Annotated in this window: 31 protein-coding genes; 28 read left to right on the top strand and 3 right to left on the bottom strand. The window is 32.0% G+C overall.

From position 1 onward, the window contains the following. Nucleotides 1–21: 21 nt before the first annotated feature. On the top strand, nucleotides 22–1401 hold the full coding sequence (locus tag CAB05_RS01915) for an amino acid permease (protein ID WP_087998123.1): 1380 nt from the start codon (nucleotides 22–24) through the stop codon (nucleotides 1399–1401). Between the two features lie 53 nt (nucleotides 1402–1454). Here the strand turns inward: CAB05_RS01915 and pepF are convergent, their stop codons facing one another. Next, a complete protein-coding gene (gene pepF, locus CAB05_RS01910; RefSeq protein ID WP_087998122.1) occupies nucleotides 1455–3266 on the bottom strand; it encodes an oligoendopeptidase F in 1812 nt (603 codons plus the stop codon). Nucleotides 3267–3474: 208 nt separating this feature from the next. Here pepF and CAB05_RS01905 point away from each other — a divergent pair, with 208 nt between their 5' ends. The 19 genes from CAB05_RS01905 (at nucleotide 3475) to CAB05_RS01820 (ending at nucleotide 14970) form a co-directional block, all read left to right on the top strand. Beyond that, nucleotides 3475–3996, top strand: a complete 522-nt coding sequence (locus CAB05_RS01905) for a hypothetical protein (protein ID WP_087998121.1) — start codon at nucleotides 3475–3477, stop codon at nucleotides 3994–3996. Nucleotides 3997–4032: 36 nt separating this feature from the next. Next, nucleotides 4033–4920, top strand: a complete 888-nt coding sequence (locus tag CAB05_RS01900) for an ABC transporter permease subunit (RefSeq protein ID WP_087998120.1) — start codon at nucleotides 4033–4035, stop codon at nucleotides 4918–4920. Continuing rightward, a complete protein-coding gene (locus CAB05_RS01895; RefSeq protein ID WP_087998119.1) occupies nucleotides 4917–5960 on the top strand; it encodes an ABC transporter permease in 1044 nt (347 codons plus the stop codon). Before CAB05_RS01900 ends, CAB05_RS01895 begins: the two co-directional genes overlap by 4 nt. A 196-nt stretch (nucleotides 5961–6156) precedes the next feature. Further along, nucleotides 6157–6291: a hypothetical protein gene (locus CAB05_RS22550; protein ID WP_268876367.1), complete on the top strand. Its 135-nt coding sequence runs from the start codon at nucleotides 6157–6159 to the stop codon at nucleotides 6289–6291. Nucleotides 6292–6597: 306 nt separating this feature from the next. After that, nucleotides 6598–6753 (top strand): hypothetical protein, encoded by a 156-nt coding sequence (locus CAB05_RS22005; protein ID WP_158093160.1) that lies wholly within the window; start codon nucleotides 6598–6600, stop codon nucleotides 6751–6753. Nucleotides 6754–7022: 269 nt separating this feature from the next. Next, nucleotides 7023–7286, top strand: a complete 264-nt coding sequence (locus CAB05_RS01885; protein ID WP_087998117.1) for a metal-sensitive transcriptional regulator — start codon at nucleotides 7023–7025, stop codon at nucleotides 7284–7286. Nucleotides 7287–7437: 151 nt separating this feature from the next. Then, nucleotides 7438–7917 (top strand): DsrE/DsrF/DrsH-like family protein, encoded by a 480-nt coding sequence (locus tag CAB05_RS01880; RefSeq protein WP_087998116.1) that lies wholly within the window; start codon nucleotides 7438–7440, stop codon nucleotides 7915–7917. A gap of 35 nt (nucleotides 7918–7952) precedes the next feature. After that, nucleotides 7953–8315: a rhodanese-like domain-containing protein gene (locus tag CAB05_RS01875; RefSeq protein ID WP_087998115.1), complete on the top strand. Its 363-nt coding sequence runs from the start codon at nucleotides 7953–7955 to the stop codon at nucleotides 8313–8315. A 16-nt stretch (nucleotides 8316–8331) separates the two neighbouring features. Then, nucleotides 8332–8628 carry a rhodanese-like domain-containing protein gene (locus CAB05_RS01870; protein WP_087998114.1) on the top strand — a complete coding sequence of 99 codons (297 nt, stop codon included), beginning with the start codon at nucleotides 8332–8334 and terminating at the stop codon, nucleotides 8626–8628. A gap of 47 nt (nucleotides 8629–8675) precedes the next feature. Beyond that, nucleotides 8676–9251: a sulfurtransferase TusA family protein gene (locus CAB05_RS01865; RefSeq protein ID WP_087998113.1), complete on the top strand. Its 576-nt coding sequence runs from the start codon at nucleotides 8676–8678 to the stop codon at nucleotides 9249–9251. Between the two features lie 125 nt (nucleotides 9252–9376). Then, on the top strand, nucleotides 9377–10489 hold the full coding sequence (locus CAB05_RS01860; RefSeq protein WP_167374458.1) for an MBL fold metallo-hydrolase: 1113 nt from the start codon (nucleotides 9377–9379) through the stop codon (nucleotides 10487–10489). 29 nt (nucleotides 10490–10518) lie between these two features. Then, nucleotides 10519–10749, top strand: coding sequence for a sulfurtransferase TusA family protein (locus CAB05_RS01855; protein ID WP_087998111.1), 231 nt, complete (start codon nucleotides 10519–10521; stop codon nucleotides 10747–10749). Between the two features lie 51 nt (nucleotides 10750–10800). Next, nucleotides 10801–11577, top strand: coding sequence for a sulfite exporter TauE/SafE family protein (locus CAB05_RS01850; RefSeq protein WP_087998110.1), 777 nt, complete (start codon nucleotides 10801–10803; stop codon nucleotides 11575–11577). A gap of 500 nt (nucleotides 11578–12077) precedes the next feature. After that, entirely contained in the window at nucleotides 12078–12359 is a 282-nt protein-coding gene (locus CAB05_RS01845; RefSeq protein ID WP_087998109.1) for a DUF4829 domain-containing protein, read from the top strand. A gap of 97 nt (nucleotides 12360–12456) precedes the next feature. Continuing rightward, a complete protein-coding gene (locus CAB05_RS01840; RefSeq protein ID WP_087998108.1) occupies nucleotides 12457–12837 on the top strand; it encodes a VOC family protein in 381 nt (126 codons plus the stop codon). Between the two features lie 129 nt (nucleotides 12838–12966). Continuing rightward, entirely contained in the window at nucleotides 12967–13134 is a 168-nt protein-coding gene (locus CAB05_RS01835) for a DUF4083 family protein (protein WP_268876366.1), read from the top strand. A gap of 310 nt (nucleotides 13135–13444) precedes the next feature. After that, entirely contained in the window at nucleotides 13445–13819 is a 375-nt protein-coding gene (locus tag CAB05_RS01830) for a DnaJ family domain-containing protein (protein WP_087998106.1), read from the top strand. A 32-nt stretch (nucleotides 13820–13851) separates the two neighbouring features. Further along, nucleotides 13852–14343, top strand: coding sequence for a DinB family protein (locus CAB05_RS01825; RefSeq protein WP_087998105.1), 492 nt, complete (start codon nucleotides 13852–13854; stop codon nucleotides 14341–14343). Nucleotides 14344–14484: 141 nt separating this feature from the next. Further along, nucleotides 14485–14970, top strand: coding sequence for a hypothetical protein (locus tag CAB05_RS01820; protein WP_087998104.1), 486 nt, complete (start codon nucleotides 14485–14487; stop codon nucleotides 14968–14970). Between the two features lie 146 nt (nucleotides 14971–15116). Here CAB05_RS01820 and CAB05_RS01815 read toward each other — a convergent pair whose 3' ends face one another. Beyond that, nucleotides 15117–15641 carry a hypothetical protein gene (locus tag CAB05_RS01815; RefSeq protein ID WP_235821341.1) on the bottom strand — a complete coding sequence of 175 codons (525 nt, stop codon included), beginning with the start codon at nucleotides 15639–15641 and terminating at the stop codon, nucleotides 15117–15119. Nucleotides 15642–16023: 382 nt separating this feature from the next. Here CAB05_RS01815 and CAB05_RS01810 point away from each other — a divergent pair, with 382 nt between their 5' ends. The 3 genes from CAB05_RS01810 to CAB05_RS01800 are packed head-to-tail and all read left to right on the top strand — an operon-like array spanning nucleotide 16024 to nucleotide 18352. Then, a complete protein-coding gene (locus CAB05_RS01810; protein ID WP_087998103.1) occupies nucleotides 16024–16809 on the top strand; it encodes a DeoR/GlpR family DNA-binding transcription regulator in 786 nt (261 codons plus the stop codon). Then, on the top strand, nucleotides 16796–17839 hold the full coding sequence (locus CAB05_RS01805) for an oxidoreductase (RefSeq protein ID WP_087998102.1): 1044 nt from the start codon (nucleotides 16796–16798) through the stop codon (nucleotides 17837–17839). The genes CAB05_RS01810 and CAB05_RS01805 overlap by 14 nt, the downstream gene beginning before the upstream one ends. Before the next feature lie 24 nt (nucleotides 17840–17863). Then, a complete protein-coding gene (locus CAB05_RS01800) occupies nucleotides 17864–18352 on the top strand; it encodes a heme-degrading domain-containing protein (protein WP_087998101.1) in 489 nt (162 codons plus the stop codon). Between the two features lie 86 nt (nucleotides 18353–18438). Here the strand turns inward: CAB05_RS01800 and CAB05_RS01795 are convergent, their stop codons facing one another. Beyond that, nucleotides 18439–19197 (bottom strand): L,D-transpeptidase family protein, encoded by a 759-nt coding sequence (locus CAB05_RS01795; RefSeq protein WP_087998100.1) that lies wholly within the window; start codon nucleotides 19195–19197, stop codon nucleotides 18439–18441. A gap of 236 nt (nucleotides 19198–19433) precedes the next feature. Between CAB05_RS01795 and CAB05_RS01790 the strand changes: the two genes are divergently transcribed. The 5 genes from CAB05_RS01790 to CAB05_RS01770 are packed head-to-tail and all read left to right on the top strand — an operon-like array spanning nucleotide 19434 to nucleotide 22982. Further along, nucleotides 19434–20051 (top strand): pyroglutamyl-peptidase I, encoded by a 618-nt coding sequence (locus CAB05_RS01790; protein WP_087998099.1) that lies wholly within the window; start codon nucleotides 19434–19436, stop codon nucleotides 20049–20051. Further along, nucleotides 20038–20781, top strand: coding sequence for a 5-oxoprolinase subunit PxpB (gene pxpB, locus CAB05_RS01785; protein WP_087998098.1), 744 nt, complete (start codon nucleotides 20038–20040; stop codon nucleotides 20779–20781). The genes CAB05_RS01790 and pxpB overlap by 14 nt, the downstream gene beginning before the upstream one ends. Continuing rightward, nucleotides 20771–21526 (top strand): 5-oxoprolinase subunit PxpA, encoded by a 756-nt coding sequence (locus CAB05_RS01780; RefSeq protein WP_087998097.1) that lies wholly within the window; start codon nucleotides 20771–20773, stop codon nucleotides 21524–21526. The genes pxpB and CAB05_RS01780 overlap by 11 nt, the downstream gene beginning before the upstream one ends. Before the next feature lie 5 nt (nucleotides 21527–21531). Continuing rightward, the gene (locus CAB05_RS01775) at nucleotides 21532–22482 is read left to right on the top strand and encodes a 5-oxoprolinase subunit C family protein (RefSeq protein WP_158093159.1); all 951 of its coding nucleotides are present in this window, start codon (nucleotides 21532–21534) and stop codon (nucleotides 22480–22482) included. Further along, complete coding sequence (locus tag CAB05_RS01770) at nucleotides 22479–22982, top strand: ankyrin repeat domain-containing protein (RefSeq protein ID WP_087998095.1); 504 nt, start codon at nucleotides 22479–22481, stop codon at nucleotides 22980–22982. Before CAB05_RS01775 ends, CAB05_RS01770 begins: the two co-directional genes overlap by 4 nt. Nucleotides 22983–23083: the final 101 nt, after the last annotated feature.

Raw genomic sequence — 23083 nt, 5'->3', positions numbered from 1 at the left:
TATTCGAAAGGTGTTAACAGCATGGGTCAATCAAAAAAATTAGGTGTACTAGCCTTATCATTTCTAAGCATAAATTCAATACTTGGGTTACGTAATATTGCATTTGCTTCGACAATTGGACCATCTGCCATGTTTTATTGGATTATTGCAGCAATAATCTACTTTATACCACTTGGTTTAATTGTTGCAGAATTATCAACTACATATCCAAATCAAGGTGGAATGGGAGTATGGGTTCGTAAAGCTTTTGGGGAAAAAGCTTCATTTTTATGTTCATGGTTCTTTTGGATCGCAAATTTTACGTACTATCCATCACTTTTATTAACTACTACAATTGCAATTGCATATGGAATCAATCAACCAGGCATCGCAAATAATCCTATGAAAACAGCAATCATATCAAGTATTATATTTTGGATTGTCACATTACTTACATTAAAAGGGACTAAGATGAGTGGGAGACTAGCTTCAATCGGAGCACCATTAGGTGTATTAGTTCCAGCTATTTTAATTTTCGGATTCGGAATTTACAGTATGCTCAGCGGGGAAACAAGTGCGACTAACTTTACAAGTGAATCAATTATGCCAAACAATTTATCATTTGGTACAATCATGTTTTTATCTACATTAATGTTTGGTTTTTCTGGCGCAGAAATGTTAGGAACAATTGCAGGTAATGTAAAAAATCCTCAAAAAACATTTCCTAGAGCAATCTTGATTACATCAATTATTATTGCGACAGTTTATATACTTGCAACAATCGCTTTCCAATTTGTCATTACAATTTCATCAGACCAAACTGCTACGGCATTGTATTTATTCGCTGATAAGATCACGAATCAATTTGGACTTAGTTTCTCATTATCTCAGATTTTAGGTATTTGTTTTGTTTTAGCATTTGTCGGGTCACTTTCATTTTTAATATTAAATCCAAGTGTAATGATTGCAGAAAGTGCGAAGGAAGTTTTATCAAAAAATCTATTGAAAAAAAATAAAGATGGAATGCCAGCCACTCTAGTGAAGGGTCAGGCGATTGCAGTAACGCTGATCTTATTACTATCGGCATTTGTACCTAGTGTATCTTCTGCATTAAATATGTTAATTTTAATGTCAACTCTAGCATTCTTTATTCCTTATGTGTTCTTAATCAGTGCATATATCAAGCTTAGAATGACAGAAAAAAATATTGAAAGACCATTTAAAATAAAAAACAACAAAGTTGCTATTACTGTTGCTTTAGTTGGGATGCTATCGGTTGTAGGTACAATTTTATTAACGTTAATTCCTGCACCTGGTACGACATTATTAGAATATTTACCAATTGTATTAGGTCCTGTACTATTTGGCTGCATTGGATTTATTTTATATAGAAATGGAAATTTAGCTAAAAGTAAAAAATAAGAATTAGAAAAAACACCCAAATTAGTTATTAATTTGGGTGTTTTTTGATTGCATTATAACAAAGAATCTAGTTCATCTACTAATGAACCAACATATTCAACCGCTTCTTTAATTGGGGCACTAGTTGTTAAATCTACACCTGCCATTTTTAATAACTCTTCAGGTTTTTTAGATCCACCAGCTTTTAAGACTTCAATCCATGCATCAATGACAGGTTTGCCTTCACTAGCAATTCTTCTAGAAATTGCAGTAGATGCAGTTAATCCCGCTGAATATGTGTAAGGATATAATCCCATATAATAATGAGGTTGACGCATCCAAGTTAAACTTGCCCCTTCATCAATGACGACAGAGTCACCCCAGAATTCTTTTAACACATTTCCTTTTATTTCACAGAATGTATTAGCAGTTAAAGGAGTGCCTTTTTCAGCGAGTTCATAAATTCGTCTTTGGAATTCACCCTCCAACAGATGCGTAACAAAATTATGATAGTAAGTACCTAGTAATTGTAGGATGACCCAACGTTTCATTTGTGGATCATTAGTATTTTTAAGTAAATACTGTCCTAATAACATTTCATTAAATGTAGAAGGTGCTTCAATAAAATACATAGAAGGGCGTGTATTTACTACTCTTTGATATTTATTTGCATAATAAAAGTGTCCCGCGTGACCAAGTTCATGAGCTAACACAAACGCATTACGCATATGATCTTGCCAGCTTATTAAAATGTATGGATGAACACCATATGGGCTAGAGCAAAATGCACCTGTAGATTTCCCAACATTATCGGAATAATCAATCCAGCGCTCAACAAATGCTTTTTCCATAATAGATAAATATTCTGGACCCATAACTTCTAAAGATTTTAGAATGGTTTCTTTTGCATCTTCATATGTAGTATTTGGATTAAAATCTACATCTAAAGGCGCTTTTAAATCATAAAAATGTAAAGTATCAAGTCCAAGTTGTTTTTTCTTTAAATTTGCGAGTTTACGCATATGAGGGGCTAATTCATTGAAAATAACAGATAATTGGTTTTGATACATTTCTAAAGTTATTTTATGGGATTTTAATAACATATGAGTTACGCTCTCATATTTGCGTAACTTACTTAAAGCAACTTGTTTCTTTACTTCTGTAGCATATACAGCTGCATATGTATTTTTATATTTGTTTAATGTTTTTGTGAAAGATTGATACGCTTCTTTTCGTACAGTATGATTTGGAGAAAATTCATATAAATTTTCAAACATAGCAAAGGAGTTTTCTAATTCTTTACCATTTTCATCTACAAAAGAATCAAAAGTTAAGTCTGCTGCTTTGCTTGTTTGATAAATACGGTATGGTGCAGAAGTAACTTCGCCTAGTGCAGCTAATGCTTCTTCTGTTTCAGGAAGTAATTGATGTGGTTTTGACTCTAGAATTTCCTCAACAGCTAATTTGAAAACTTCTAATTCTTTTTCTTCATTTAAGTATGTCTCAAATAATGCCTTATCTAAATGTAAAAGTTCTGATTGAATAAATGTTAAGGCCGTATTTACTTTTGTGTTTAATGCAGAATATTGAAGGCTGTCTGATTGGTTTTGAGAATTTGTACCATCCTCAGACTGACGGAGACTTACATAAGTACCTGTTCTTACTAATTTAAGCATAATAGATTCATATGCTAATAGCGAATTAACCAAACTATTTGCTGATGAAATAACTGATCCTTTAAAAGCAGTTATTTCAACTAAATCTTTCTCTATGTCTTCTAATGCATCAAGCCATTCCAAACGCGTTTGGAATAAATCTTCAAGCTTCCAGGTCATTTCTGTAGGTACTTCTGAACGATTAAGGCGTTTTTCTAATGTTTTTTCCATCAAATTTCCTCCTCAAAAATGTATTCTTACGAGTCTATTATACTTTAATAAATGGACAGCCTGTGTAAAATTATTCGATAAAATAGAAAATTAAAATAACTTTTTGTGCAACTATTGTCATAATTTTGGTAAAATTAAAGGTATCTGTTTCAGAATTGTAACAATTTATCATATATTTAAAGTTTGTTAGAAAGGAGTTAGTTACCATATGAACAAGAAATTTAGTATTATACTGATCATGTCGATTGCGATATTGGGACTTACTGCATGTACAATTAAAAAGCCACCTAAAAATTTACAAATTCAAGCAAGTGGAGCATTTGATGAGAAAACATTTACTTTTCAAGTAACTTCTTCTCTTCCAAAAAATGCAAAATTAGATTTTATCATCAAAGATCAAGATAGTAAAAAATCAGTTTATGAAACTACTTTAGTTACGGACGAAAAAGGCGCCGTCGATAAAAGAATAGCTTTTGTTGTTGGTAAGCAAAATTTAGAAGGTCTGATCCTTTATAAACCTGAAAAACAAACAAAAGATATTCAATCGATATATGGTAAATATGGTCAAAATATTAGAAACAATGCTTTTGGATATCAAATAGAAAAAAAGGATCATGAAAACTATTCTTATATAAAGTTATATGGGACTTTTATAAAGTATGGCAGTCTCCTTAAAGGAGGAGATGTTTACTTTGATGAAAAACCTCTAAAAATAGAAATAGGAGGGTAGATGCACAACCTTTATAAATAGATTGTGTAAACGAATATGATACAAACTAGTAAATTAATAACAAAACATATCATTCAATTTTTGTTAACGATTGTAGGAATTGGATTCATCACTGCTTTATCATTTAGTCTTTTTTTACCTAAAGGTGAGCGGCTATCGGAGTTATGGAATCAATTACAAATATTTTTCTGGAGCTTTTTTTATTTTAAAGATTTAGAAGTAATTATGAATGTACAAGAGTTGATCTATGTACCATTTTATACAGTTTTGAAGGAGCCTTATGTCTATTCTTTAACAATCTTATTTGCTGCGTTTATTTGTTCAATCATTGCTGCTTTACTACTTTCTTATATTACATACATGGCACCTAAGGTTGTGAAAAAAATAATTCATAGTTTACTATTTTTCCTTCAATCAGTCCCAGATGTTGTGATGATTGCAGGCTTACAAATAGTTTTATTTTGGATTTTCAATAAAACAGGTGTCATGATTATTGATCCAATAGCAGGCCTTGAAAGTAACGTTTATATACTGCCTATTTTCGTAGTTTCTATCATTCCAACAATTCAATTATTTCAAATGATTTACTTATCAATTAATGAAGAGGAAATAAGAGAATATGTAGAGTATGCAAGAGCAAAAGGTTTATCGAAATCTTGGGTTTTAGTAAGACATATATTACGAAACGTAACAATTACTTTATTAACTAATACGAAATTAATTTTTTGGGTGATTATTTCTAATTTATTTATTGTTGAGTTTTTATTAAACATGAAAGGGTATTTTTCATTTTTATTTAAAAATACGAGCTCCCCAGAAATATTTTTTATGTCACTTGTTTTACTTTTTATTCCTTTCTTTATATTAGACTTAATCTTTAAATATATCGTTAATCGATTGAGAGGAGTAAGTGAGTTTATATGAAAAATTTGAAACATAACTTACCAATTTTGATTGGTTGTTTTATGATTATCGGCTTAATCGCATTTAGTTTTATATATACTTACTTTATTAAAGATACATTGAATCCACCACCAACATTTCTTTACAATGATGAGGGGAAAATGATTGGTACATACGGATATCCGCCAAGTTTAACCTATCCATTTGGCGTTGATCGTTTTGGTAGAGATGTATTTTGGATGGTAGTAGACGGTGCAAAATATACAATTGCAATTGCATTAGTCGTAGCCTTTATACGTGTTTTATTCGGTATTTTATTTGGAATATTTTATGGATTTACAGGAAAGAAATTTGAAACAATCGTTAATCCATTCATCAACGCATTTCGATTCGTACCTGCAGTAATAATCGTTCTTCCAATTTTTCAAATGCTACAATCTGGAATAGGTGGAAATCAGTTTAAAATAATCTCCCTTCAAATATTATTAATATCTTTTATTGCGATACCGATTTTAACTAGTACGATCGGTGACGAGGTAAAGGAATTTTTGAAAAATGATTTTATCTTAAGCTCAAAAGTTATTGGTGCGGGTAATATGTGGTTAAGAAGAAAGCATGTATTTCCATTTCTTCGTACAAGAATCTTATTACTTTTCGTCCAACAAACGATTCAAGTACTATTCTTATTAACACAATTAGGTGTTTTTAGATTGTTTATTGGTGGAGCTGTTACATTATTTATAGACGATGGCGATGGAAGAAATATGTCAAAGGCGAATGAATGGGCAGCAATGATTGGAAGTAATTTCTTTGAACTATCAATTGATCCGTGGGTCATTATTGGTCCAAGTATCGCATTTATCTTAACGATATTTGCTTTTAATTTAATTAAATTAGGTATTGAAAGGATTATTCATAAACAACCAACACCATCTAAAAAATTAAAACATGATGCTATTATGGAATATGATTCATTGAGTGATTTCGATTTTGTTAACAAAAGTGAAGAAAAAACGGATTTAATGAAGGAAGACAAATCTTCTTATATATTATCTAAGTAAAAAACAGCGATTATTCGCTGTTTTTTTGATTCTTTTTATTAAGTTTGTTCCAAAAAGTTGTAGCTTTGTCGTCAGTATTAAGTAGTAGGAATTTTATTGCAAAATCTTTTTATCACTGTATTAAATTCAAAATATCTAGAAATACTTAAATAATTTAGGGAATACTATAAAATATTAACAGTAAGAGAGGTAAATCATGGAGAAAAATTGGTTCACTGACAAAGAACTTGAAGACTACTCAAACCAAGGGATTTTGTCTGATAAAGTAGTTAAAGAATTGCGCGAATTAAGAGAAAAGGATAAAAAGAAAAAATCATCTAAGAGTCCTTAGATAAAATAGTTCTTTACTAAGTGATTGTTGTATAACATTTAGAGGATTATCATTTGATAGTCCTCTTTTTTATTAAAAAGGACTATTTGACTGTAAAAAAGAATTATAAAAAAAGGTGCGTGAAAAATTACATTTTATGAGAGGTTGAGATTCGTGAAAGCACACGATTGTCCTAAGTGTAATACTTATAGTGGAGAATGTATGAAAGTCATCAAAAATGCTCCGACTTTTTCGGAAGAGCTATTAAAGTGCACTAATTGTTCCTGGAGCGGTAAGTGGTCGGATATGACTGTGCGGGAGGTTAAATTGCCGGAGATTCCAGTCGGGAAAACAAACACTGACGTCAAACCAATTATTGATTATTATGTACTTCATTCAGATGAAATTAGAATTTCATATTCAGGAGGTTCTTGCCCCCATTGTGGTGGAAGTGATCCTTTATGTTGGTGCATGACGTTATAAACGATTTCAAGCGATAAATTCTAAGTTGAACATTTAAGCAAGTGCGTGCGAGAAATCATCTAATATAATTAAAGAACGAGTAAAAACTTATTATGTTGACTATATACCCCTCATGGTATATGATGTATTTGTAAGTTGTTCCTAGCTAATCAATAAAATAGGAAACCTTAAATCACTTGTATTTGGTTTATCTTTTTAGTATGGGTAGTAATTTCTTTGATAGAATATTCTATGAAGGAAATATTACCAACAAAGGAGGGATATAAGAATTGGAATTTAATGATCAAATGAAAAATAGAGTAAAGCGTATTGAGGGTCAGCTTAGAGGAATTTTAAGGATGATGGAAGAAAACAAAGACTGTAAGGAAGTCATTACACAGTTGTCTGCAGCAAGAACTGCAATTGATCGAACAATTGGAGTAGTCGTTAGTTCAAATTTAGTAGAATGTGTTCGACATGCTGAAGAAACTGGTGAACGAAGTACAGAGGAATTAGTTAAAGAAGCAGTAAATTTACTTGTAAAGAGTCGATAAAAAAAGGGTGATCACGCTCTTTTATTTATTCTTTTGTATACCCATAGGGGTAACCGTAATTCTAAAAAGATTGATCTTTAAATTTTCTATTTAAAAGGTTAAAGATTTACACTTAAAAATACCCTACGGGGTAAAAAGAGGAGAAGTATATATGACAGATATAAAAAGGACAACAATAGTGTTATTCAGTGGTGATTACGACAAAGCGATGGCAGCATATATAATCGCAAATGGTGCAGCTGCGTATGATCATGAAGTGACAATCTTTCATACATTTTGGGGATTAAACGCATTAAGAAAAGACGAAGATATTCAAGTGAAAAAAAGCTTTATGGAAAAAATGTTTGGAAAAATGATGCCAAGAGGCGCAGAAAAGATGGGATTATCCAAAATGAACTTTGCAGGATTTGGGCCTAAAATGATTAAGGATGTTATGAAGAAACATAATGCAATACCACTTATAAATTTAATTGAAATGGCTCAAGAACAAAATGTAAAACTAGTTGCGTGTACAATGACAATGGATCTACTAGGTCTTCAGCAAAACGAGTTATTAGATAATATTGAATTTGCAGGAGTAGCTGCTTACCTTGCAGATGCCGAAGAAGGAAATGTAAATTTATTTATCTAAAACTGGAACAAAAGTGAATGAAAGGAGAATCTTCGTTGGAAATCATCAAATATTTAGTCATTGGAACAACCATATTTCTTATTATAAAGCGGTTCATTCCTGTAAAAGGACTTAGACATATTTCTGCAAATGAATTATTAAGTGAACTAAAAGATAGAAATAAGCAGTTTATTGATGTTCGAACTTCAGGGGAATATAAGGCAAATCGGATAAAAGAATTCAAAAATATTCCGCTTCATCAGCTTAATCAGAAAGCTGAAATTGAATTATCAAAAAATAAAGAAGTAGTAGTAATTTGTCAAAGTGGAATAAGAAGTCAAAAAGCATGCAAAATGCTAAAAAAAATGGGCTTTAAAAAGATTACAAACGTAAAAGGCGGAATGAATTCATGGAGATAGTGGGAGGAGATTTAAGATGAAACAAATAACAACAAAAGAAGTAGAGAAATTATTAATTAAAGGCGAAAGATTAAATATTGTTGATGTAAGAGAAGTAGAAGAATTGCAGTCAGGTAAAATACGAGGGACATTAAATATTCCACTTGGTTTATTGGATTTCCGTATGCACGAACTTGATAAATCAAAAGAATATATTCTTGTATGTCGATCAGGTGGTAGAAGTGGTCGTGCCTGTCAGTTATTGGATAGTCATGGATTTAATGTGATCAACATGACTGGTGGCATGTTGGAATGGGAAGGCGAAATAAACTAATTTTTTATCAATTAAAATACCCAAGAGGGTAAATGGAGGCGTAATGAATGAGCTTAATTAAAATAGATTTATTAGTTGATGCAAAAGGATTAGCATGTCCAATGCCAATTGTAAGAACAAAAAAAGCAATGAATGAAATTGAAAAAGGCCAAGTAATTGAGGTGCAAGCAACGGATAAAGGTTCTAAGGCAGATATAAAAGCATGGGCGAAAAGTTCCGGTCACCAGTACCTTGGTACACTTGAACATGGGGGAATTCTTAAGCATTACTTACGAAAATCCTCAAATGAAGAAGAAATGGAAAGAAAACATCCTAATGTAACTAGTAACGAAAGGCTTCAGAAAAAAATAGAAGAAGGAGAAAATATCATTGTTCTAGATGTAAGAGAATCAGCAGAATATGCTTTTAATCATATTCCAACAGCAATTTCGATTCCATTCGGTGAATTGAATCAGCGTATATCTGAATTACAAAAAGACAGCGAGATTTATGTTGTGTGTCGAACAGGTAATCGTAGTGATCTCGCTTCTCAAACATTAGCTGAGAATGGCTTCACAAAGGTTTATAATGTGGTGCCCGGTATGAGTGCCTGGTCAGGTAAAACGAATACTTTCAATCTTTAAGTGAAGGATCGATTGCAGAATTAACATTGGCAAATGATGTAGTTAAAACACATACTTTTTAACAAAGAATTATTTTTTTAAACTAAAATATACCATAGGGGGTAATTAAAGTGGCAGTTAAATTAATGAATTCAAAAGAAGTGACTAGAAAAGTATTTCAAAAAGAAGCGTTATTTATATTAGATGTCCGTAATGAAAGTGACTTTCAAGATTGGAAGATTGAAGGTGAAAATTTTGCTTATCTGAATATCCCATACTTTGAACTACTTGACGGTGTTGAAGATATTTTAGGTAAGATACCTTCAGATAAAGAAGTATTAGTTGTTTGTGCAAAAGAAGGTTCTTCTATTATGGTAGCAGAGATGCTATCTGAACACGGGCTAAATGTTTCATATTTAGAAGGTGGAATGAAGTCCTGGAGTGAGTATTTAGAGCCAGTGAAAATTGGCGATTTAAGAGGTGGAGGTGAACTATATCAGTTTGTCCGTATTGGAAAAGGTTGTCTATCCTATATGGTTGTGTCAAACGGAGAAGCTGCAATTATTGATGCAACTAGAATGACATCGACCTATTTAAACTTTGCAAAAGAGTTGGATGTCACAATTAAGCATGTATTTGATACTCACCTTCATGCTGATCATATTTCAGGTGGTCGAGAGATTGCGGCTAGTACAGGTGCATCTTATTGGTTACCTCCAAAAGATGCAACAGAAGTAACATTTGAGTATCAACCGCTAGAAGGTGGTAATTCAGTCAAAATTGGAAGAACTGCAATTGACATTCATGCTATTTATTCACCAGGTCATACAATTGGTTCAACCTCATTTATTGTTGACTCAGCTTACTTACTGTCTGGAGATATTCTATTTATTGATTCAATAGGTAGACCAGATCTTGCAGGAATGGCTGAAGATTGGGTAACGGATTTGAGAGAAAGTCTATATTCACGTTATAGAGAACTTTCAGAGGATTTAATTGTTTTACCAGCCCATTTTATGATCATTGATGAGTTAAATGATGACGGAAGTGTTGCCAAAAAATTAGGTGCTTTATTTTCAAAAAATCATGGATTAAATATCAAAGACGAAAAAGAATTTAGAAAGCTTGTTACAGAAAATTTACCACCTCAACCAAATGCATATCAAGAAATTCGTGAAACAAATATGGGGAAAATCACACCAGATGAGGAAAGAAAACGTGAAATGGAAATCGGACCAAATCGTTGTGCGGTTCGTTAATTAAAAAGACTATTAGGAGGATTAAAAAGATGGAATCAAAAAAAGTATTAGATGCAAAAGGATTAGCATGCCCAATGCCAATCGTTAAAACTAAAAAAGAAATCAATGAGTTAAAATCAGGGGAAATATTAGAAATCCATGCAACAGATAAAGGAGCTAAAAATGATCTAGCTGCTTGGTCAAAATCAAGTGGCCATGAGTTAATTAAGCATGAAGTAGACGATGATAATATTTTAAAGTTTTGGATCAGAAAAGGCTGAACTAAGAAGGGAACCTAAATGGTTCCCTTTCCTAAACAGGAGGGAGAATCTATGGGAATAGGATTTATTATTACAATATTTTTAATCGGATTTATTGGGTCATATATTTCAGGCATGCTCGGAATTGGGGGTTCGATTATAAAATATCCAATGTTATTATATATTCCGCCATTATTTGGGCTAGCTGCATTTAGTGCACATGAAGTTTCGGGAATCAGTGCAATCCAAGTGTTTTTTGCAACGATTGGAGGAGTTTGGGCTTATCGAAAGGGTGGTTTTTTAAATAAGACATTAATCGCCTATATGGGAGGCAGTATATTAATAGGGAGTTTTATTGGCGGGTTTGGATCGAAATTAATGTCTGAAGGAGGCATTAATCTTATTTATGGAATTTTAGCTTTAATTGCCGCTGTTATGATGTTTATCCCCAAAAAAGGAATCGATGATATTCCACTAGATCAAGTGACCTTTAACAAATGGCTTGCTGCGATTTTAGCATTAATTGTCGGTATTGGTGCAGGAATTGTAGGTGCAGCAGGAGCCTTCTTACTAGTACCAATAATGCTGGTTGTTCTGAAAATACCAACACGGATGACAATTGCATCATCTCTAGCAATCACATTTATTTCTTCGATTGGAGCAACTATAGGCAAGATTACAACTGGTCAAATTGATTATGGTCCAGCAGCAATTATGGTCATTGCGAGTTTGATTGCTTCTCCACTTGGAGCAATGGCAGGGAAAAAAGTAAATACAAAAATATTACAAGTTATTCTAGCGTTATTAATTTTTGCAACGGCATTGAAAATTTGGCTTGATATCATATAGAAATCTATTCTTTAACAGTTAACAAAAAATTAATTAACCTACTAAATTGTCTTAATTTTCTACTCTTTGAACTTACGCATGCGTATGTTGGACAATATGAGTTGCTTCGGCAGCTCTTTTTTTGTTAACTCAAAGTTATTTTTTAAAAAAATAATGTTATAAGAATACCAAAGCAGTCAATCAAGTAATTACTAAAATATCTATTCAAAAAAAGGCAGATTTTCTTCCTCAAAGGTGGATTTGGTTGACGTTTGGTCGTTTTTTTTGCTAACCGCCAGTTTTACAAGAACAAGGAATTTTAACTAATTTAATAGAAATTAATAAATAATAATCATCATTGAAATGGATATTGAATAAAAAATAGGAGCCCTTTTTATGAAGAATCAGAAATTAATTTTCTTTTTTTGTCTATTAATAGTTGTTGTATTTTCAAGTTTTCTATATAAACATCTAACCGATAAAGTAGAGGTAAGAATTGAAAAATCAAATCAGTAAAAACTGTGAAGGAAAGATTTAAGTATTTTAAGGGATGCCAGCTTACAGATATTTGGTATTCAGAGAAAGAATCAAACGCTATAACCGAAGATTATATGAAATATGGTAGAGGTTCTGAAAATGGTGTAAAAGAAAAAAATGTAATTGTTTTGCTATCTAATTTTACGGTTGATTCTTCAGGTGGTGATGGAAGTTTCGAGCCAAATTCAACTCAGTCTGATTGGAGCTGGACTCTAATTAGGGATAGCAAAAATGATAAATGGCAAGTTGATTCTTGGGGATATTAATAATTCTCCTTTAATAAAAAAATCTTTCTATTTAATCTAATGTCTGCTTTCGAACAACAACGAAAACGATTTCTAAAATTGATTGGAGTGAAAATGAATGCGAATCGAACATATAGCTATTTGGGTAAATGATTTGGATCGTATGAAGTCGTTTTATGAAACATATTTTGATTGTAAGTCAAACAATAAGTATCACAATATTGAAAAGAAGTTTGAATCCTATTTTCTAACTTTTAAGTCAGGTGCAAGATTAGAAATTATGCGTAAAGTAGGTATTATTCAATCAAATAAACATAATCAATTGGGTTGGGCTCATATAGCTATTTCTTTAGGCAGTATGGACTCTGTTAATCATATGACAGCAAGATTAAAAAACGATGGTTACTCTATTGTGAACGGTCCACGTGTTACTGGAGATGGATACTTTGAGAGTGTAATAGAAGACCCAGAAGGAAATTTGATAGAATTAACTATTTAATGAAACTAAAGAAAGCCTTAATTGAACAAGTACATACTTAACAAATGCTACATTTTTTGAAAAACAAATTGCAATGATTAGAATAGTATTAAAATGGTATAATAAAGAAAAAAGTGTGAGGTATATATTTTGATTGGGGATATAATCTATCAGTTATTTGTAATGCTTGTTCTTATTTTTTTTATCGTCGCTATTGTGTTATTTGTACGTTCCTTAAAGAAACGTAACAACCAATTAAAACGTATAGAAGATAAGTTGGATAAATTATCAGAACAAAAATCGAAAAGAATAGACTAGACTCATTGAACTGACGCATGCTTTAGCAATCCATGAATCTAGAATTCCTAAGCAGTGAATACAAGGTTTAGTCTTTCATTCATTTTGAATAATAAGCAGACTTAAGGTTCTTCAATTTGGAAGAATCTTTTTTTTCTATATTTTTTCAATCAGACATGAACTTAATGCCCAATGATATTTACTCTATTGGTTTGTTCACAAAAATGACAAAAAATTATGCTGTAAACTAGATTAGCAAATTAGATAAAAAGGAAAATAATAGAAATAAACCGAATATAGTACAGTATTAACTAATCGAGGTGATCATTATATGAGTGATAATGAAAAATATGTAGACTGGTTAGATGAAATTGTGAAGCGTCATGAAAAAGAAGGTGGATTTGACAATTTACCTGGTATTGGAAAACCTTTACCAAAAGAACATTTAAAGGATGACTTATTAACAACTGTCATTAAAAGGTCAGGATATAAGCCAGATTGGTTATCTAAGCAGAAAAAAATATTTGATAAGCTTGAACATATTGTTTCGCAGATTAAGTCAGAAGAACACTCTTCGATTATTTCAAAATTAATAAATGAAGTGAACTATGAAATCAAACAATATAATTTGGGCTGTCCATTTGCGATGCAAAAAAATTATGTGACCAGAGAAAATATTGAACAGCAACTTGTGTTTTGGAAATAGTTGAATATACCTTATGGAAAAGGGAGATTGAAATGAACGAACAATTGTATCAATTAAATAGTTTAATCAATTGGTATAAATCATTGTCCTTGAATGATTTAGAGTTAATGAATAAACCAATTGCTGAAGGAAAATTCTCAGTGAAAGAAAATATTGCTCATCTTTATAGATGGGATGAATTTTTACTGAACGTTGGTATTCCTTCAATTATAGAAAGTGGCAAAATAGATTTTCCAAATTTTCATGACTATAATCATGAATCTGCAAAACTAGTATCAGAAAAAGGTATCGAAGAAGTCATAACTCAAGCGATAAAAACTAGAGAAAATCTCGTAAAATGTTTTAATGATTATCAGGAATTTGCACAAAAAGAAATTAGCATGAATGGTAAAACACATATTCCAAATACAGATCAGCATTTTACGTTTTACTACTTAATTGAAGATTTTAGTGAGCATGATCAGCATCATAAAAAGCAAATCGAGGATTTTTTACATATTCAAAGTTCTAGTCGCGCCAATTGATGACACAATTGTTATGTTTGATTCAGGTTAACACATAACGAAAGTTAAGTTGATGAAGCTGATTTAGAAAAATTGGTAGTCAATTGTAAAAGTGTACTTGGCTAGGTTGAATAGATATTTATATAGTATTAGGTGAGGTTTATGAAGAGAGAAAGAGTGATTTTTGTATTAATCGTGTGTATTTTGTTACTTACGAATGTCCAGAGTATACTGGCAAGCTCAACTGTCATATTACGCGAAGAAAAAGCAGGTGGATATCAATATCAAATTACACAGGAACAAAAAGAATATAAATGGAAAATAGGTCACAAAGAAAATGTGTTTTTCATCGTAGAGAGTAAAGAAAATGATGATTATTTAGATCGTTTTAGAAGAACGGTTAATGATCTAAGTTTGCAAAAATTAGAATTTATTCTTAGTATTTCTTATTTAGTTTTGATTATCGTTAGTATAATCTTGGGAAAAAGAAAGTATAAACTGATTCCTTCTGGTCCAAAGTTATTTTTCATTTGTTTAATTAGTATCACTCTTTTATATTCTGTGAATACATTTTATGATTTATATAACTCATACAATGATGCAAATTATTATTTTCATAGTCTTCTAAATATAAAAGGGGAATTGTAAAGTAAGTTGCCGAATTTTTGTGAATGAACTAATTAAAAGATAAAATAAAAGCTCAGAGTTTCTAAATAACTCTGAGCTTTATTTATGTATGATTATCATTCTATTATTATAGTGTTCTACAGTTTCTATTTGTTCTTATTGACTTTTCAATCCTTAAACATCTCTTCATCTATTTCTTCTATTAATTCCTCAGTTCCATCTTCCTTAACGTATTTAACAGTTACATCCTTGTTATTACTAATCGCATACCAAAACCTATTATTGCCTTTAACATGAATGATTTTAGCTTGTTCTTTCCCTGCATAAACTTCTTTAATCGTTTCATCACTTATCGCACCAGAATATATATAGGGTACATTATTCATAGAAGACCATTTTTGAGTAGTATCCCATTCTGATCCTCTAGTTTGTTTCCAGTTCCAATGACCATTTATTTTCTCAAAGTAAGCAATGAATATTTGTTCTCCTTGGAGGTTATTCTCAAGAAATATGGCAATAGCATCGTCTGGATGTACGACATTTAGATCATGATGAATAAGAGAGTAAGAATAATTAACATCTTCATCATAATCTTTTTTATTTTCCTCCATTTTCTTCTGAAAAAAGTCTTCAAAAGATTGATTGTTAGAACAGGCTACTAATAATGAAAAGCATACGATTACTATAATCATTCCAAACTTTTTAATAATAACACCTCCGAATCTATTAAATATTCAAATCCTGAATTCCGATAATAAGCCACTTTCCTTTTTATATTTTAACATATATTTCCAATTAATCTTGAAACTTTTGACTTCATAACATGATAACTAAAAAACTAAATTCATAAATAAATTCACTTGAGCAGTTTTTGTATACTGTGAATTGGCCTTATTTCTGTGATTTATTTAGGATATGAACCTAAAATCTAATGTTATGATTAAGTAGTATAACTTAAAAAACTTATAAAACTTAAGTTACTTAAGTTTTATTGTGGATATATCTTGATTCATCTTATATAATAGAAAGCAAGCTTAGAAATTAGTAATGAAATTTTTAAAGGGGCAGTAGTCTATGTATCAAGAACAACGGTTAACTTTGATAAAAAAGTATTTGTCTTCTCATAAAAGTATTTCATTAGAAGAGATATGCGAAATGCTTAGTGTTTCAAAGGATACAGCCAGAAGAGATCTTGTTAAACTCGAGGAACGCGAAGAAATAATCAGAATCAAAGGTGGAGCGACACTTCCATCAGCTAATAAGAATTTAATGGATTATAAAGAACGAAAAGTGACAGCAAGTAAAGAGCGAATTGCTCAGAGCGCTTCTTTTCTAATAAACGATCATTATGATTTATTGATTGATGCATCTTCAACTGGTGCACTTATGGCTAAATTCATGGAAAACAAGCAAGTTAATGTGATTACTAATTCTATTGATATTGTTGATTTGTTAGGGGAGTATACTGATATTCCAACTTTTTTACTTCCTGGAAAATTCAATCGAAAAAACAGAAATCTAACTGGACCTAGAACGATTGAAACACTGAATGACTTTATGGTTGATCAGCTATTTATCGGTGCTTGTGGTATTAGCTCTGAAGGAGCAACATCACCTGATGAGGAAGAAGCTTTCTTAAAGAAGAAAATGATTAGCCGTGCACGACAAGTTATTTTACTAGCTGATCGTTCAAAGTTTGAAAAAACATTTCTACATAAGGTTTGTGATATTACAGATTTTGATGTCATTATTACAGATACGCAACCGGATGATGCTGTGATGAAAAAGATAATTGAAAATAATATACATTTAATTGTTACCGAAGAAGAAGGAGAGAGTGAATCAGATGAAAAAAATTAATGTTGGTTTAGTTGGGTATGGCCTTTCAGGAGCTACTTTTCATGCACCATTGTTAAGTGTTTTAGAGGAATTCAAAGTGTTAAAAGTTGTTAGTTCTAATAAGGAAAAAGTTCTACAAGATTTGAGCGACGTTGAAGTAGTGAAAAGTTTAGATGAGGTTCTCGAGGATCAAGCGATTGATTTAGTCGTAATTACAACACCAAGTGGTTTGCATTATGAAATGGCTAAACAGAGTTTAATAGCCGGTAAACATGTTATTTTGGAGAAGCCAATGGTAGTAGAAACTCAGGAGGCAGAGGATCTAATCAAAATTGCCGAAGAAAAGAATCTACTTTTAAGCGTTTATCATAACAGAAGATGGGATAATGATTATTTAACGGTGAAGAAGCTAGTGAGTGAAGGTGTGCTTGGAGAGATTAATACATACCAGGTTCATTTTGATCGCTTCCGACCAGAGGTAAGGGATAGATGGAGAGAAAAGCAAGGTCCTGGATCAGGTACATTGTATGATTTAGGTTCACATTTAATAGATCAAGCCTTACAGCTATTTGGAATGCCAAAATTTATATTAGCAGATGTATTTGCTCAAAGAGAAAATGGCGAAACGGATGATTATTTCCATCTTACTTTAGGATATGAGAAGCTAAGAGTTATTTTACATTCTGGATCAATCGTTCCGAGTAATGGACCGCGTTTCCAGGTTCATGGAAGCAAAGGAAGCTTTATTAAGTACGGGCTTGATGGACAAGAAGATGCACTTAAATCTGGTAAAAAGCCTATAAATGATTCATGGGGAGCGGATGATCCTCAATTTTACGGTAACCTCAATACAATTGACGGAGAAAAAGTGAAATCGGAAACAATTGAAACCGTACATGGTTCTTATTTAACGTACTATAAAAAAATTGCCGAAAGCATTAATGATGGAAAAAGTGTACCAGTTTCTGGACAAGAAGGTTTATTAGTAATAAAAATTATTGAGGCTGCCCAAAAAAGTAGTTTAGAAAAGAAAGCAATCTATTTAGATTAAATTGTTCTTCAAGGAGCGTTTACTTTGGAAAATACCAATATTCAAGAGAAACTTGACCTCATTAAAAAGCAGGAAGAAAAACTAGTTTTTAAGCGTTTTTCTAATGAAGATGCACTAGAAATCGGCTTATCGATCATTGAAGCTACTAAAAAAATCAATAAAGCTGTATCAATTAATATCGTGAAGAATGGGCAAACCATTTTCCATCACGCTATGGATGGTACAACTCCGGACCAAGATGAATGGATTAAGAAGAAAACAAATGTTGTACTCCGTCACCATCACAGTTCATATTATATGCGATTTTATAACGAGATGAAAAACAGATCATATTTTGAATTTTATTCTGTTAGTCCGTTTGACTATGCTATACATGGTGGGGCATTTCCAATTACGATTGAAGGAACAGGTGTCATTGGCGTTATAACGGTTTCTGGCTTGTCCCAAGAAGAAGACCATGGATTGATCGTTGAGGCATTTACCAAATTTCTAACGGAAACTTCCCAACTTTAAATTAATATTTTAAATTTAAGAGTTGCTACGAGCAGCTCTTTTTTTTACAAAAAAAATAGAGGTTTCTCCTCTAATACGTGCTAACTTTATAATCCTCCAAGAGCTTTTATTGTTGCAGCACCAACAATCCCATCTACTTTTAAATGATGATCTTTTTGAAATCTGCGTACGGCTTGGTCTGTATGATATCCAAATATACCATCAATTCCTTTTGTACTGTACCCGAGAGATGTTAGTTTTTTCTGTAGGGATTTTACGGCTGTTCCACGATTCCCCAATTTTAATATTCCTACATTTGTAGAGGGTAAAGAAGGATTTGTGTTAGTACCAGTTACCTTATAACCATTTGCTTTTGCAATTGTGTTAAAGGCTTTTGTAGATGTTGTTATTACAACAGGCGTATTTACTTTAATTCTAGCAAATAGCCATTCTACTTCATTATCATACATCCGAATACAACCAGAGCTAACATATTTCCCAATTGAACTAGGATTATTGTTTCCATGAATAGCATATGTTGTACCCCATGTTCCTCGAGCATTTAACCCAAGCCAACGGTTACCAAGTGGATTTCGAGGATCGCCGCCCGGAATACCTTCTTTATAGTACGGCCTATTTACAATTTTATTTACAATTTTAAACTTTCCTTCAGGAGTGTAGGATGGTTTTCTACCAGTGGCTACTTTAAATACTTTAATGAATTTCCCGTTTTCATAATATGCAAGCTGATTTGTTGATTTATTAATGATTACAAATTGACTTCCAGCAGCTTTACTAGATTTTATTCCTATGCTAAAGAATATTAAACAAGTCAAAATCAACAACGTAAAAAATTTTCTAATCAATCGCCTTCCTCCCCATAGAACTTAATGATGATGATCATTTAATCCTATGTTTGAAGAAGTTGTCTCTGTTACAGTTTTTTAAAAATGTTAAATATTGTTAACTCTTTACGCGATTAAAAAAGATTAATATCTAAGTTATATAGAATGAAAACTGTATTTATTAATGATTGAAAGGGAAATACATTTCTTTTGTAGAATATTGCAACAATACATTTTTTTGAAAGGTTTTGATAAAATTGAAGACTTTACTTTTAACAGGATTTGAACCTTTTTTAAACTTTCCGATCAATCCAACGGAAGATATTGTGAAAGAACTGGATGGACAATCTATTGGTCAGTATAAAATTATTGGTAAAATATTACCTGTAGATTTTCAATCTGCTGGAGATCTTCTCATTAAGTTTTATCATGAAATCAATCCAAATGCAGTCGTATCTTTGGGCTTAGCTGGTGGCCGTTTTAAAGTTACACCTGAACGAATTGCTATTAATTGCAATGATGGTGCAGCAGACAATCAAGGAAATAAATTTATTGGTAAAAAAATCGATGAAGAAGGGCCAGATGGCTTATTTTCAACATTACCTGTACAAGCAATTGTTGATCATTTAAATGAAAATAAATTTCCAGCAGAAGTTTCGAATTCAGCTGGAACCTATTTATGCAATAACGTTATGTATCAAATGCTGAATGAATTAAAGAATAAAGAAATCTCAATTCCAAGTGGCTTTATTCATATTCCAGCTTCACATGAATTAGCAGTTTTACAGAAAAACTTACCTAGCTGGTCACAATCTGATTTAGTAAATGCAATCAAGCTAGCGTTAAAAGTTATTAATACAAATGAAGAAAATTAATGTATCAATTCATCCTGTTGGATGTTCTGGTATTGTATGTTATGTAGGGGATTCAATTTCAGACGAAACAAATGATTTGGTACAAGTTATCTCACGCCACATTATAAATAAAATGGGGCATAAATTTACTGGAGTTGTTCCTTCTTATCATTCAGTTACCATGTTTTATGACTCGATTACATATTCATTTTTCGAATTAAAGAAAGAAGTTGAAACGCAAATACTTAATTTGCAAACTATAAATCTTAAACAGAAGAAAACAATATATGAAATTCCTGTTTGTTATGGATTGCAATATGGTCCTGATATCGAGAATGTCATGAATCATCATCATATTTCAATGAATGAAGTGATTCAGATGCATCAGGAAAGCTTATATCGAATTTATATGATTGGGTTTTTGCCTGGGTTTCCATATCTCGGAGGATTAAACCGAAAATTAGCTACGCCTAGGTTGAAAAAGCCTAAACTTGTTCGGCAAGGGGCTGTTGGAATTGCAGGGGACCAAACAGGAATTTATCCGTTTGAATCGCCCGGGGGTTGGAATATTATTGGTCAAACCCCAGTCACTATCTTTTCAAATAATCGTGATGATACGGTATTGTTTCAATCAGGTAGTTTCTTACGATTCAAATCAATTAATGAAATCGAATATGCAGAAATAGAAAAATCTATTAAAGAAGGTTCATTTTCGCTCAAGAAGGAAGTGCTCGAAGTTGATGAGAATTGATTTAAATAGCGATATTGGTGAAAGTTTTGGACGGTATCAAATAGATGATGAAGGGATCATGCCTCATATTTCATCAGCAAATATTGCATGTGGCTTTCATGCCGGAGATCCATTTACTATGTATGAAACGGTTAAGCTTGCAAAAAAATATAATATTTCAATTGGGGCACATCCAAGTTTTCCAGATTTACTTGGTTTTGGACGCAGAGAAATGAATTTTACAGAAGATGAGGTTTATAAACTAGTACTTTATCAAATAGGTGCTTTGTATTCAGTTTGTAAAGCTCATAAAATGGATTTACATCATGTAAAGCCTCATGGGGCTTTATACAATATGGCAGCAAAAAATAGTAAACTAGCATTAGCTATTACAAAAGCGATAAAAACTTTTGATTCTTCTTTAATTTTATATGGACTTTCAAATAGTAAATTAATAGAAGCAGCAATTGAAATGAATATCCCATATGCTTCTGAAGTATTTGCAGATCGTACATATCAAGAAGATGGGTTACTTGTCGATCGGAGTCTGCCATTGTCTGTGCATAGGAGTACGAAAGAGGCAGTAGAACAAGCAATTCAAATTATTACTACGAATACAGTTACAACAATTTCAGGAAAAATAATCACATTAAATGCTGATACAATTTGCTTACATAGTGATTCAGTTATCGGGGCCGAGTTAGCAGCTGAATTGCGAAAGAGTTTTCATCAACATCAAATTGCTGTCAAAACAGTTGGAGAGTAATGATATTGATTTCTTTATTTGAAGTGTTAAAGGTCGGAGTACTAGTTACAATCCAAGATATGGGCAGAAAGAATTTTAGACATATGGGCATACCAGTTTCTGGAGCTATGGATCAATTAGCTTATCAAATTGGTAATATATTGCTTGGAAACAAACGTGATGTTGCGAGTATTGAAGTTGCCATGGGTGGTACGATTTTAAAAGTTTGTCATGATGTGGATGTCGTTATTACAGGAGCGGATTTATCACCTACAATTAATGGTCAAAAAATTCCTATGTATCGAGTGATTCGATTGAAACAAAATGATATCTTAACTTTTCATGGCGCTAAAAGTGGCGTTTACGCTTATATTGTAGTACCAGATGGTATTTGTAGTAAAGTAGATTTTGAGAGCCAATCTTCTTATGTACTTGCAAAGTTAGGTACTGTCATTCTTAAAGGTATGATAATTCATGGGTACCATAATGAAAAACGGGATTTAATCGGCCTAAATTATGAATGGCAACCAAACTACTCAAATAGAAAAGTGGTTCACTATATTAAGAGTAGTCATTTTAACTTGCTACCAGCTGATTTAATCAATGAATTGTCTACTAATTTATTAATAGGAACAAGTAATAGAATGGGCATGTATTTAAGTACGAATGAAAAGATCAATCAAGAATTTAATGCCAATATACTTTCAGAGGGTACGACTTTTGGAACAATTCAAATCTTACCGAGCGGGCAACCAATCATTCTACTCGCAGATTGTCAAACGACTGGTGGATATGTGACATTAGGTACGATTATTCACTCTGATTTAACAATTTTATCTCAAGCAAAGCAAGGCGATTACATAAAATTAGTTGCAATAGATATAGAGAGTGCGAGAAATCGAAATATTGAGTATGAAAGATTTCTAAAGCATTTATTATTAGATAGGCAAAACATAATAAAGGAGAGATCTTCATGATAGAAATATTAACAACTTTATTTCTTGCCGCTGAGACTGGAGACCATCAATTAGTAGACAAGCTATTAAGTGAGCAACCAATTTTAGTGAATAAGGAAAATGAAAGTGGTTTAACACTATTAGGCATCGCAGCTCATTTTGGACAAATTGAAGTTGTAAAAAATTTATTGTCACATGGTGCAGATATCAATGCAATTTCACATTCGAAAATTTCATTCATCCCTCAAAATACGGCACTACACGCCGCAATTGCTGGGGCTAAATCAATTGATACGATAGAGTATCTACTATTAAACGGAGCAGATTGTAATATCAAAGATAGTGAAGGACATACTCCTTTACATATCGCCGCGTTCGAAGGAAATATCTCAATAGCAAAACTGTTAATAGAAAATGGTGCAAAAATATATAAAAGCAATGCTGGTAATACACCTTTCCAAATTGCAGAAGAACGTAATCTTACTGAATTTATTCATTATTTATCACAAGCGGTTAACTAAAAAATAGCCTTTGTTGTATGTGGATTTTAAAAAAATCAAATTTCTGTTTATAAATGAGTTAATAAACAAAAAGTGTTGTGATTGCTGTATTGTCACAACAC

It is taken from the genome of Gottfriedia solisilvae (assembly GCF_002128405.1).
GTDB classification, from domain to species: Bacteria; Bacillota; Bacilli; order Bacillales; family Bacillaceae_G; genus Gottfriedia; species Gottfriedia solisilvae.
Note: the sequence above shows the minus strand (reverse complement) of the source record. Positions and strands in the feature narration are given on the sequence as shown.